Consider the following 13930-nt stretch of genomic DNA (forward strand, 5'->3'; position numbering starts at 1 on the left):
CAGTTAATACGGAATGGTTAGAATTCGCCGTCCGACCACGATGGAAGGTGGTAGTGTGCAGCATAAGTACGTTTTCCGGGATCTGAAAACGCCTTTCATGTGCTTTGAGTCTGTATGCAATTAGTCTCTTTCGATATTTTTCGAACCCTGGGATTTCCCAATACCCAGGTCATCAAACCCGAACATATTTTTAAATACAAAACCGAGCTGAGTCAGGCGGACTGGGTATTGTTCCCAGAATACTGGCAGCTGAATGCGTTGGTTTATGGTCTTGGTTGTCGGATTTTTCCGAGTGAAGCCAGTTATCGGATTGGTCACAACAAGATTGAGATGACCCGTGCATTCGAAATGGTGGTGCCTGACCACGTTCCTGTGACCTTGATCGAACCCAATGGACCGCTTCAGCGCGAACAGATCTGGCAGACCATGACACTACCGTTTGTGGTGAAGATTCCTAAAGCGAGTATGGGAGAAGGTGTCTGGCTGGTGCAGAATCACGCTGACTGGTTACGCTACTGTGAGCGGACAGATGTTCTGTATGCGCAGGAATATTTGCCGATTGACCGGGACATCCGTGTGGTTGTGGTGGGCGATCAGGTGCTTACGGCTTATTGGCGTCATCAGGCGGCCCAGGGTTTTTATAATAACGTGGCCCGTGGTGGCTGGATTGAACAGGCACCGGTACCGGATTCGGCGGTTGCTCTGGCATTGCATCTCGCCCGGACACTGGGTGTCAATCATGCCGGTTTTGATATTGCCATGGTCGGGAGTCATCCTTATGTACTGGAGTTTAACCGGCTGTTTGGCAATCAGGGGTTGACGGAAGGTGGCAGGCTACGGGAGGTAATTCTGAGTTATTTACAGAGTTATGAGCAGCCGGAAGACCCTGATCATCCGACCCGGCCACCGAAGCTGCCGATAGCGGTATAGCCACTTACCGGTTTTTAAACGGGACGCTCAGGTTCTCCATAGTGATGCATCCCTGCATCAATCTATTTATCCGGCGCGTTTAAATGCCGGATAAATTGCGATTATTGGAGACCGACGATCTCGGGCCGGAGTATTCGATGCAGTTGCGGCCCTTTTGCTTGGCTGCATACAGCATTTTATCTGCGGCTTCAAACAGAGAGACTGGATCAGAATTATCCGTTGGTATCATGGTGCAGACGCCGGCGCTGACGGTAATAAAATTTGATACCGTAGAGGAGGCATGGGGAATACGTTTGTTGGCAATCAGTTGCAGACAGGTTTCCGCCAGTTCGATGGCCTCGTTTTTGTTGGTATTGGCCAGTAGCAGCACAAACTCCTCTCCGCCGTATCGGGCCAGCATATCCGTGGAGCGAATGATGCTGTTGTTGAGGGTATCGGCTACTTCGATGATGCACTTATCCCCCGCCGCATGACCATAATGATCGTTGTACTGTTTGAACTGGTCGATATCGAAAATGATCAGTGAGATGGGATTCTGATTGCGTTGCGCCCTTGTCCATGCGACCTGTAATGCACGGTCATACATACGACGGTTGGCAATGCCGGTCAGCGAGTCGTGAAAGGACAGGGACTCCAGTTGCTTGTTGAGGCGTAGCAGGACATCTTCCATCTTTTTCCGTTCGGAAATGTCAAAGATGAAGCCTACCAGTGCGGTGGTTACGCCGTTTTCCCGAATCACATGCACCACATCCCGAACCCAGACATAGCCGCCGTCGGCAGTCAGTGCCCGGTAGTCGGCCTCATGGTCGACGCCGAAATCCGATTGCGAGATACACAGGTTGGCGGTTTGCTCCCGTTCATCGGGATGTATCCGGTCAATCCAGTCCTGAGCCGTTGCCCAGCTTTGTTGAGTCCAGCCCAATAGTGATTCGATCTGCGGCCCGATATATTCGAACTCTTTGGTAATCCAATTGAGTTTCCAGGGAATTGCTTTGGTTGACTCAAGCAGAGTTTTATACAGCCCGTCTTTGTCTTCATTCATTGTGGTCATGCACCTGCCTCGCAGAATAACAACGTTAGCAGTATAACCATAAACGAAATCCCATTACCCATGAAATATCGTGTGGTATTCCATAATATGCGGTTATGGCTACTGCTTCTGAAACGTTATATTACTTCTCAGTTCGGCCAGTCCGGAACGACATCGAGCGCCATCGTGAGTGAGTTTTCGTTATACATTAATACTGTATTTGCCGAAACGAAGGCAGAGTCTCCAACGGTAATGCCATATTTGCCTACCAGCGTTCCATCACCGTGTATCGTATAAGAGGGTGTATACAGTGCATAGCCGAACGGAATGTTGAAAGCGGTAAAATGATAACGTCCATTGTTCAGTTGTTTTCCAATCACAATGTATCCGCCGCAGTTGCTATCGAGGGGAATATGGATATGAGGAAAATCATGGGTTTCAACAAAAATGCCGCCGCCGCCATAGGTTTGCATCAGAAAATCTTTTTTATAATCCTTGCTGTATTCATATCGCATCATGACAATTTCATAGTCCTTTGAAGAAGGCGAGAATACCTCTTCGTTGGCCAGCAGTTGCAGATCATAGTGACGAACATTGTCTTTATCAGCAACGACTGTTGGAATTCTGAAACCGTCAGGCAATAACAACGCTCCCACTCCGCCAAACGTATTGGCGCTACCGCCATGAACCACTTCGACGTTCTGTTCCAGAGCCTGCTGAGTGTTCAGCCAGGTGGCTTCGACTTCAACATAAGGGGTATCGGTTGTGGCTGGTATCAGGGTTTCGGGTGAATTGATATCCAGTTTCCAGAGGGTGACGCCTTTTTCAAACATGGCCACTTCACCTTCAGTTTCCATGACAACATGATTGGGGTCTGGTTCGGTACCGTTTACAGCATAGCGGGTTAGTGTTGCACTTTTTACCAATGCCTGTTCCAGCAGGCTTCGATCAGTTTTTGATGAAGGTTTCTTGGGTTCCATTCAGGGGCTCCAGCAATGTCAGTGAAAAACGCAGGCTCAGTATTTCACAGCGAAGTGATATTTTCATTGCATTTCATAAGTATTGGCTGTTCGTTGCCAGCTATTCTGGCAAGTATTCATTTATGTACTTGAAGCGGCCAGTCAGCCTGTCGGCTCATTTTCATAAAATCAGAAAAATTAAATCGTCTAAATATGCAGCAGAAATCTCTGTGGGCTTTGGTCAATAGAGTGCCTATGCTGGTGTGGCTGTAATCCGGCACAAAAAAAATAAAAATACCAACGGGATACAAATCATGACCTTATGCTCTGAAAGTACCTTAACGAAAAAAAATACGTGGTTGAGAAGCCATATATGCAAACCGCTGGTGGGCGTTTTTTCAGTATTGGCTGTTTCCACTGCTGCCTCTGCTGCCCAACAGGTTCTCTGGTATCCGTTTGATGATGTATCTGATTCCACTGTGATTACCGATGCCTCCGGAAATGCCCACAACGGAATGGTAAAGGGCGGGGTAACCTTAACGGGTGATGCCGCCTACTTAAACGGTTCGAATGGCTATATTGATATGCCTGATAATATTATGACCGGATTGAATGCTATTTCAGTGACGGCAGAGATTTATATTGAACCGGATCAGGCGACGCCATATTTCATCTACGGGATGGGAAACATTTCGGGTGATCAGGGCAATGGTTATCTGTTCACGACCGGCAACCATTACCGTACCAGTATTTCCACCTGCCACTGGACGTGTGAACAGAATACTGCCACTCCGAATGCAGGTTTGCCGCGAGGTCAGTGGATTCATATTGCCTATACCCTGGGTAATGGCGTAGGTGTTTTATATCTGGACGGCAAAGAAGTTGCCCGTAATGAGTCCATTACCATTTCCCCCGGCGACATCGGCTCTGGTACCACAGTGGAGAACTTCCTGGGTCGTTCTCTGTACAGTGCGGATCGTTATTTCCATGGCGCTATAGGCGATTTCCAGGTCTGGAATGGAGTGCTTTCCGCTGCGGAAATTGCCGCCAGTGTGCCAAAGCAAGTGCTGTGGTATCCATTTACGGATAACGCCTCCTCAACCGTAGTGACTGATGCTTCTGGTCATGATCGTAATGGCACTGTGGTGGGTGGTGTCACCCTTAACGGTAATGTGGCAATACTGGATGGCAGTAGCGGCTATATCGATATGCCAGACAATATCATGGCTGGTCTGGATGCCATTTCCGTGACCACGAATGTGTATATCGAAGACAATCAGGCCTCACCTTATTTTATTTATGGAATGGGTAATATTTCCGGAGAACGTGGTAACGGATATCTGTTTACCACCGGTAATTATTACCGTACTACGATTTCCAGTTGTCACTGGAGTTGTGAACAGAATGCCGGGGTGTCGGGACAAAATCTTAGCAGAGGACAATGGCATCACCTTGCCTATACGCTGGCAAACAATGTTGGCACTCTTTATCTGGACGGCACCGAAGTTGCTCGTAACAGTAATGTCACGCTGACCCCGGCAGAAATTGGCTCTGGTATGACAACAGCCAACTTTCTGGGACGCTCTCTTTACAGCGCAGATAACTATCTTAATGGCCGGATCGATGACTTCCAGATTTGGGATGGCGCACTGAGTGCCAGTGCCATTGCCACAGCGGCCAAAGCTGCACTGGCGGATGTGGAATTGACCGATGCTGAGTCCGTCAGCGCTGATGCTTCAGCATTGACGGTTGTGAATGCGGACGATGTGCGCGGTCATCTTTATTTGCCACAAACTGGAGCCAATGGTACTTCCATTAACTGGCAAACCAGTGCCAGTGCGGTGATTGCCACCGATGGTATCGTGCATCGTGCGCCGGCCTGTACCAGCCCTGGTACCCCATCCGGATGTGGCGAAACCCGTTATGTAACGTTAACCGCAACTGTCAGCAAGGGAAGCGAATCTGCCACCCGAACCTTTCAGACCACCGTTCCACCGTTGAAGACTCTGGCAGCATTTGAAGGTTATATGTTTACCTATTTTACCGGTGAAGGCAGTGCGAATGGTGAGCAGGTCTATTTTGCGCTTTCCAATGGTAATAATCCGTTGAGCTGGAAAACACTGAATGGTGACAACCCGGTATTGACAACGACTCTGGGTGAACAGGGTGCTCGTGATCCATTCATTCTGCGTTCTCCTGAAGGTGATAAGTTCTATATGATCGCCACCGATCTGAAAATCTATGGCAATGGTGACTGGGGCCGTTCACAAACCTGGGGCTCACAATCGTTGCTGGTCTGGGAATCCAACGATCTGGTGAACTGGAGTGATGCGCGGTTGGTCAAAGTATCGCCCAATACCGCCGGTAATACCTGGGCGCCGGAAGCATTCTGGGATTCTGACTCGCAGAGTTATGTGGTGTTCTGGGCATCGAAAATCTATGACGATGAGACTCATTCAAATAGTACATATAATAAGATGTTATATGCGACAACCCGTGATTTTGTGCACTTCAGTGAAGCCAAAACCTGGGTGGATGCCGGTTATTCCACCATCGATTCAACCATTATCAAGCATAACGGGTTGTATTACCGCTTCACCAAAGATGAACGGTCTGCATCGGAGTCGGCCTGTGGAAAGTTCATTCTGGCTGAGACTTCATCTTACCTGACCAACCTCAACTGGAGTTTCCTGGCAGAGTGTATTGGTAAGGGAACGCTTTCTGCGGGTGAAGGGCCACTGATCTTTAAATCCAATACCGAAGAAAAGTGGTATATGTTTATCGATGAATTTGGCGGACGCGGATATATTCCGTTCGAAACCACCAATCTCGACGCTGGTCAATGGAGTGCTTCATCCGGTTACAGCCTGCCATCGAGTCCCCGTCATGGAACGGTGCTGTCGATAACGGCATCGGAGTATCAGGCCATTCAGAATAAATGGGGTAATTAACCTCTTAAAAGCAGGTGGATATTTTGTCCGCCTGCTACTTATTCAGACCACTCTCCTGGTTATCAATGCTTTCCTCTCCTTCTCAAAACTTTAGGCAGTAGTATTGCTCACTGTCTGTTCCCAGTCATTAAGTTGCCACAGGTTCAAATCATTGCACTGTTGACCAAAAAAATATTTCGAGTGAATGTTTCTCACTGAGATGTTTCGAGATCAGGAGTGCCATTACCCGCTGACTGCAAGATCTTTTTGTTGACACAAAGAACTCTATTCAAAGGACGGAAAAAGAGTAATCGTAAAACTTAATCCGGTGGTGACTATTTTTCAGCCTCATAACGTATTTGTGTTAATACAGGCTTGTGTTGAAATTTGACGGAGTTGGCTGTGACTCAGAATAAGTTCCAATTTAAAAAAATCTCAGTTTGGCTAATCTCATAACCGATTGGGGTTTTGAAGAACGATGTTTTGAGTTCTTTTTCCAATAGCGCTGACCGGAAGGGAGGTGTCCTCACTGTCGGTTTCGCAATTACGCTGGCTCATGATGCGAAAATGCCCACAATCTTACTTAAACATCACTTACCGCCGGAGCGATCTCTCAAAGTATCCGGTCGCCCGAAACCAATCAGACTGCAAGCGCTACATGGTTCCTGCAGTTGCACAATTGGATGCTGGGTATAGAAAACATTCAGTCCTGGCGGTCTTGTGACGTCAGGTGCTCTGGTGCGTTTTTGGACAGTTGAGAAGGAGAGGCATATCTCGTTTGTTTGTGTGACATTGTGGATACCTTCCATATCTTAGTGGCTGTTGATAAGGCTTGGGCTGAACATAATTAAGATTTTTTTAAAACCACTTTATTTTAGTCATTAATTTATTCACAATGCCGGGGTTTCGTGTAACCGGTATCAGATTTGCCTATTAAGCTTGTCAATGTGGTCAATCGCCAGAAAGAATTTCCGGTTATAAAGAATAGTCTGCATGTAATAGCGTTGATTGCATTAATAAAAAGGAGTTTGCATGAAGTTTGGATCTTTCATTTTCTTAATCTGTTCGCTGATAACCTTGTCAAGTTGCCAGGATGATACTGGAGGGACTGAGCCAACCTTGCCCCCGGATCCTGCGGACGTTGCGCCCAGTCTGAGTAATACTGAATACACCTCTATGGCCGATGCCACGAAGTTTCTTTATAGCGGTGATAGCCCTATTCAGACCGGTGTCACCGACGGTACGATTGAGGAAAAACGGGTGGCGGTGATACGTGGTCAGGTGTTTTCTCGTGAAAATGAACCGCTATCCGGTGTTACCATTTCCATCAAAGATCATGGTGAATATGGCCAGACTCTGAGTCGCGCTGATGGCCGGTTTGATCTTGCCATCAATGGTGGCAGGGCTGTATTTGTCAACTATCAAAAAGAAGGTTATTTGACGGTACAGCGGCAGGTTGATACTCCATGGCGCGACTATGTCATGGCGGATGACGTGGTGATGTTGGCGTTGGATGCAAAGGTGACCGCCATTGATCTGGAGAACTCCAGCTCTGTGCAGGTGGCACAAGGTAGCGAACAAACCGATACCAGTGGCAGCCGCCAGGCCACAGTGTTGTTCCCGACCGGTACCTCCGCCACTATGATCCTGGCGAATGGTTCAACCCAGACACTCAATTCACTCCATGTTCGCGCGACTGAATACACCGTCGGTGAAAATGGCCCTAAAGCTATGCCCGGTAAACTACCCATCAGTTCTGGTTATACCTATGCGGTGGAATTGAGTGTCGATGAAGCCATACAAGCAGGTGCCACCCATGTGACATTCAACCAACCATTACCAGTATATGTAGATAATTTTCTCGAATTTCCAACAGGCGAAGTGGTACCTGCCGGGTGGTATGATCAGAACAAAATGGCCTGGGTACCTTCAAATAATGGCCGGGTCATTGAAATTTTGAATATTACCGATGATGGCCTGGCAGAACTGGATGTTGCAGGTACGGGTGAAGTGGCGGAAAGTGATTTGTTGGCCATCATGAACATTACCGAGGCGGAACGAAAATATCTGGGCGAATACTATGCCGTGGGTAAAACCTTATGGCGTGTTCCTGTACAACACTTTACACCGTGGGATTTTAACTGGCCTTATGGTTTGCCAGAGGGTGCAACAACGCCGCCAGTGATTGAGGATCAACCCATTTTGGATAGCGAAGATTGCGATACTTGTGAGGGAAGTATCGTTGAGGCACAGACGCAGTCCTTAGCGGAAGAGATCCCTGTCGCAGGAACACCCTATAGCCTTTATTACAATTCCAATCGAACCTCTGGTTACTCTGGCAGTCGAACCGTGACGGTTCCATTGGCCAGGGACAGTGTTCCCTCTCCTTTGAAATATGTTGAAGTCAGTATTGATATTGCAGGTAAAACAGTCACTCAGAAGTTTGACCAAGTTTCTCCAAACGATACATTCACCTATACCTGGGATGGCTTGGATGCCTATCGCCGCTCGGCGTATTCAAGCAGGGCCTCTATCAGTGTCAATTATACCTATGACCCGGTGTATTACCCGGCTGATCCAGCAGGTTTTATGGCAGCCAATCAACCCGATATTCAAGATCCTGAGTGGTTGCAACAATTTGCACCAGACTGGTTAGCCAGCTTTGCTCAGATCGGCGACAAGACTCGGGTGATTGGGTTATCCCGGAGCGAGATTGTGACTACCACACGATGGCACCAACCGTTAACCATTCATCAGACTCAGATACAGATGGGGCTATGGGACTTCAATATTCATCATCATTATGATCCGATACATTTCACGCTTTACAAAGGTAATGGCGAGCAACGTCAGGCCAAAGGTGTTGATAAGGTCATTAAGTTGATAGCCGGCGCACTTAATAGGACTGAGGGCTACAATGGTGATGAGCAACCAGCAACGCAGGCCATGTTGGATAACATTCTAGGTATCGCAATAGGTGAGGATGGCAGCATTTTTATTGCCGATAGCGATAATAATCGTATTCGAAAAGTCACGCCCGATGGTGTGATTCATACCATCGCTGGTACCGGAGAAAAAGGTTACTCCGGTGATGGCGGTTCGGCATCAGAGGCAACATTCTCCTGGATTACCGATGTCACCATTGATCATAACGGCAACATATTCGTCGCGGAAGGAGGTAATGATGTTATACGAAAAATTTCTCAAGACGGAATCATTACGACGGTTGCCGGAACCGGTGAGCCACGCTCAAATGACTATAAAAATGCCCGTAATGGTGTCTCAGCGTTAGAAATATCCATCAAACCGGATGCCCTGGTGGTCGCAGCAGATGGCACGTTGTATTTCGGTGATTACTATACTAACGGTATATATAAAGTCACTCCCGATGACAAGGCTACCTTACTTATCGGTCGTCCTGACAGAGACTACACTGAAGGTGGCGGTCCATTGATTAAGCAGTTTATTGGCACACCCCACAGTATGGCGTTAGCGGCAGATAATACACTGTATATTGCCGCAAGTGATGGCGTTTTCCAGTTTAGCCCGACTGGTGAGCTTTCTCAGATTTTTGATCATAACAGTGAAGCGATTACCGTTGACGACGATGGAAATATATACTTCGGGTCAGACACTCGGCTTTCCTCGGGAGTTGAGCATCTGCTTTATAAGCGTAATGCCAATGGTGAAATTACGGTTGTGGCAGGAGGAGGCAATGTGGTCGAGTCCGATACTTCCACCGCTCAACGGCTATTGTTCACGGTGACAGGGCTGGCGATAGGGCCGGATGGCGCCATCTATCTCAGCGAATCTAAATTTGTCTCTCAAATATCACCAGCATTTGGCATGATCGCTGCTGATGACGAAATCGCTATCCCCGATAACAGCGGTCAGGAAGTGTATATCTTCAGTGATACCGGTCGGCATTTACGCACCCTGGATACAGTCACTGGTAAGGCTCGGTACACATTTGGTTATGACGATAATGGAATGCTGGTCAGCATCATGGATCTTGACGGCAATACCACAACCATTGAACGATTAAGTGATGGCACTGCCGCCGCAATTGTATCGCCGGATGGCCAGTATACGACGTTGACGATGGAGAATAATGGGTATCTGGCTGATATCAGTAACCCCAATGCTGAAAGTTATCACATGAGCTACAGCGATGATGGTTTGCTCACGCAGTTTACCTACCCCAGTGGTGCCAGCAGTCAGATGACCTATGACAACCTTGGATACTTGCTGACTGATACCAATGCCGCGGGTGGTGGCTGGCAACTTGCCCGTGAAAATGGTGCAACCGGTTATACCACCACCATGACCAGTGCTGAGGGCAGAGTGCGCCATTTTTCGGTAACTCAACAGGATCGGAGTGTGCTGAAAACCAATACGGCACCAGATAGCCGTGTGACAAAAACAATACTGGCTGATGGCAGTCAGACCGTGACAAGTGCCGATGGTATGACTGTACACACGCAACAAGGTCCGGATGCCCGTTTCAGCATGATTGCGCCCATCGATAGTGTCACTCAGATTACTACCCCCAGTGGATTGGTCAAAACAATCCAGCAGAAGAGTCAGGCGACACTCAGTGATCAGCACAACCCCTTCAGCCATACGAAATTGATAAACGAACTGATTGTCAATGGCGATAAATATTCATGGAATCCTTCGTACACAAGAGTGTATGACACCGAAGCCAGAACCTGGACCCATACGACTCCCGAGAGCTATACCATGACAGAATTGCTGGATGAAAAGGGTCATTTAAGCAAGAAAACGATAAGTGGTCTGGATAGTTTTAACTACCACTACGATGAGCGTGGACGGTTGATTCAGATTGATCGCGGTGACAGTGCCGTGCGTAAAGTCAGTTTTGGCTATGACCTCAACGGCTACCTGAGCAGTATCACCAATGCCCGGAATCAGACGGTCAGCTACAGCAATGATGCAGTAGGCCGGGTACTCAGTCAGACCAACCCTAATGGTAATACCCTCAAATACGCCTACGACGCCAATGGTAATCTGACCCGGTTGACCCTGGCCAATGGCGAAGTCCATCAGTTCAGCTATACCACCGTTGATCAGCAGGACCAATATACACCTCCGGATGCAGATAGCAGTGCTAACGAAGGCAGTACCGGCAGTGACTACCCCGGCACAAAATATATCTATAACCTGGATCAACAATTAACTCAGGTAACACGTCCTGATGGAGACATCATTGAGTATCACTACGACCAGACCAGTGGCCAATTGATTTCTGTCGGCATTCCACAGGGGGATTATGTTTATGGCTACTATGGAGATACCAGTACCTCTGAAATTAATAGCGGCCAGCTCAAAACCCTGACTTCGCCCCAAGGTGAACAATTGCGTTATCAGTACGACGGTAGTCTGTTGACAGATATCCATTGGACTGGTGATACCAGTGGAACATTAAGTTATACCTACAACAACAACTTTGAGCCTATCACTCAGAGCCTCAATGGTGACCCTGTTGAGCTGAGCTACAACCATGATGGCCAGTTGACAGGTATAGGCATTTTGTCCATCTACCACCGACGCTATAATGGTCTCCTCAGTGGAACCAGACTTGGCAATATTACCAGCAGCCAGGGTTATAACAGCCTTGGTGAACTTGACAGCTACAGCACCGAAGACGGCAGCAATACGCTCTACAGCTATACTCTGGAGAGAGACAGCACCGGTAAAATCATCGGCAAAACCGAAACACTCAGCGGTGTGACAAGCAAGTATGAATACCAGTATGACAGCCTGGATCAGCTGACCAAGGTCGTCAAAGATGGTGTTTTGTCTGAATTGTACACCTACGATAACAACGGTAATCGCCTCAGTGATCTCAATAACAATGCCGGTCGTTATGATGCGCAGGACCGGTTGCTGAGTTATGGTGATATCCACTATACCTACAGCGCCAATGGCGAACTCAAAAGCAAGACCGAGAATGGCAAAACCGATACCTATCACTACGACGCCTTCTCCAATCTACTCAGCGTGACTCAAAATGATGGTACCCGTATTGAGTATGTGATTGATGGTCAGAACCGGAGAGTCGGTAAAAAGGTGGATGGTGAACTGGTACAGGGCTTTTTGTACCAGGGGCAGTTGAATCCGGTAGCAGAACTGGATGGTAAGAGCAATGTAGTCAGCCGTTTTATCTACGGTGAGAAACTGAATGTACCGAGCTATATGATCAAAGGCGGTGCGACTTATCGGATCATCAGCGATCATTTAGGCAGTGTCAGGTTAGTCATTAATGCGGACACTGGCGAAACAGTTCAGCAAATAAACTATGACTCGTTTGGTAATATCGAAGCTGACAGCAACCCTGGATTTCAGCCATTTGGGTTTGCGGGTGGTCTTTATGATCAGCACACGAAGTTAACCCGGTTTGGGGCGAGGGATTATGATGCAGGGATTGGGCGATGGACCAGTAAGGATCTTATAAGATTTGGTGGCGGGCAATTCAATATTTATACATATGCTGCCAATAACCCAGTAAACATGATTGATCCTAATGGACAATTTATCTGGGTTGCTGCTGGAGCCCTGGTTGGGGGGATAACCAATTTAGCCGTCACATATATAGCAAATGGGGGTGATATTTCACTCAAGCAAGGTATCGGTGCTTTCGCTTCAGGTGCTATATCGGGAGCTGTAGGAGCACTTGCGGGACCCCTTGGCGGTACGTTAGCAAAATCTTTGACAGGATCTGCCTCCATGGCGGCTGGGACAATGTCTCGTATGGTTAGTGGTTTATCACAGCTTGCAATGAATGCCTTTGGTGGTGCTCTAGGGCAAGAAGCTGCCAACATAATTGATCCTTGTCACGCAAGTGGTGTAGCAAATGCGGCAGTTTTTGGTTATCTAGGTAGTGTAGGTGGTTTGATGCCAAGCAGAGGGCTTTCCACATTAGCTCAAGCAAAGTATTTTGGCCCAAGTTTTCGCAGCTTAATGGCCACTCCAAATGGACGACGTATAGCTATGGCTATGGGGGTTTCTGGTATGATAGGGGCCGGTGCGAGCTTTGGTGGACCTTTCTGAATGAAGCTATTTTGTGGTTTTCTGATAGGCTATTTGAATGGCCTCATATGGCCTATCCTTGTGATATATATGCCATATTTTGTTTGGTCCCTGTCAAGAAAAAAGCATATGTTGACCATGTCCAAGGGGTACGTAATTATTTTAGTTTTTGTATGGTTTACTTGGGCCTCTCTTGCGTTATTTGCGTGTGCTGAAAGTACTCTAATATTAGTGAAGGCTATCTTTAAAGATATTGTTGATTTTAAGGAAGAGATTGGGCGGTATATCGCATTTGGAATAGGTGTTGGTATTATTACTTTGCCAGCAATACTATCACTATTTGGAAAACAGAGCTGAATAAAAGTAAATAGGATAAAAAGATACCCATAAGGACATGGTGGCAGCAAATGGAAAAAATGGGATAAGTATCGGGATTGGGAAAAGGGAAGACCAAGAAGTGGAACTTACGATGAAGATGGAAATCGACTAAGAGACTAAGGTGTAAAAAATGAAGCATTCCATCAATTTAAATAAGCAGGAACAAAAATAGTATTTGGCTAATTTTAAGTCACTGTTACTTGTCGATGCAGCTGAAAGAAAGCATGGTTATCAAGAACTTGCACTGTCTGTTTTTGATCATTGGTTAGATTCAGAAGAGGCTAGTGAGCTTCTTGATAACGTTCAACAGGAAACGGATGATCATAGAACGTCGAGTATTTTTAATTTCCATAAAGATATTGTTCAAAACTTTTAGGTTATCACATTTGCTATTCGTGGCCGAGGGAAAAAGAGGCGTCCTATTTTTAAGGCATTTTGCAATAAGGAACTTGCTTTACAGTATCTGTGGCCAAAAGATCATAATGTTTCAATGAAATACTACTCTAAATTAGTCATTCCAAAAATTAATTGTATTTATTATGAAGGGAATGACTATACAAATTATATATACTTTAAGAATTTGAGTGATATACAGGAGTTTTTGCAAATAGCCAAAAATAACGGATTGCATGTTTTAGAATTGTCAGATG

Annotated in this window: 7 protein-coding genes; 5 read left to right on the forward strand and 2 right to left on the reverse strand. The window is 46.9% G+C overall.

Features of this window, described 5'->3' with window-relative positions; translation table 11 throughout:
- Nucleotides 1-114 precede the first annotated feature (114 nt).
- The gene (locus YC6258_RS07445; RefSeq protein ID WP_044616451.1) at nucleotides 115-930 is read left to right on the forward strand and encodes an ATP-grasp domain-containing protein; all 816 of its coding nucleotides are present in this window, start codon (nucleotides 115-117) and stop codon (nucleotides 928-930) included.
- 79 nt (nucleotides 931-1009) lie between these two features.
- Here YC6258_RS07445 and YC6258_RS07450 read toward each other — a convergent pair whose 3' ends face one another.
- Together YC6258_RS07450 and YC6258_RS07455 are read right to left on the reverse strand one after the other, a co-directional pair.
- Nucleotides 1010-1981 (reverse strand): GGDEF domain-containing protein, encoded by a 972-nt coding sequence (locus YC6258_RS07450; protein ID WP_044616452.1) that lies wholly within the window; start codon nucleotides 1979-1981, stop codon nucleotides 1010-1012.
- Between the two features lie 128 nt (nucleotides 1982-2109).
- Nucleotides 2110-2940, reverse strand: coding sequence for a hypothetical protein (locus tag YC6258_RS07455; protein ID WP_044616453.1), 831 nt, complete (start codon nucleotides 2938-2940; stop codon nucleotides 2110-2112).
- A gap of 365 nt (nucleotides 2941-3305) precedes the next feature.
- Between YC6258_RS07455 and YC6258_RS07465 the strand changes: the two genes are divergently transcribed.
- From YC6258_RS07465 to YC6258_RS07480, 4 genes are all read left to right on the forward strand, one after another.
- Entirely contained in the window at nucleotides 3306-5870 is a 2565-nt protein-coding gene (locus YC6258_RS07465) for a LamG-like jellyroll fold domain-containing protein (RefSeq protein WP_169748943.1), read from the forward strand.
- Nucleotides 5871-6968: 1098 nt separating this feature from the next.
- The gene (locus YC6258_RS27140) at nucleotides 6969-12923 is read left to right on the forward strand and encodes an NHL domain-containing protein (protein ID WP_169748944.1); all 5955 of its coding nucleotides are present in this window, start codon (nucleotides 6969-6971) and stop codon (nucleotides 12921-12923) included.
- A gap of 108 nt (nucleotides 12924-13031) precedes the next feature.
- The gene (locus tag YC6258_RS07475; protein WP_144407582.1) at nucleotides 13032-13259 is read left to right on the forward strand and encodes a hypothetical protein; all 228 of its coding nucleotides are present in this window, start codon (nucleotides 13032-13034) and stop codon (nucleotides 13257-13259) included.
- A gap of 196 nt (nucleotides 13260-13455) precedes the next feature.
- Nucleotides 13456-13656 (forward strand): hypothetical protein, encoded by a 201-nt coding sequence (locus tag YC6258_RS07480; RefSeq protein ID WP_044616456.1) that lies wholly within the window; start codon nucleotides 13456-13458, stop codon nucleotides 13654-13656.
- Nucleotides 13657-13930: the final 274 nt, after the last annotated feature.

Source organism: Gynuella sunshinyii YC6258 (assembly GCF_000940805.1).
Taxonomy (GTDB): domain Bacteria; phylum Pseudomonadota; class Gammaproteobacteria; order Pseudomonadales; family Natronospirillaceae; genus Gynuella; species Gynuella sunshinyii.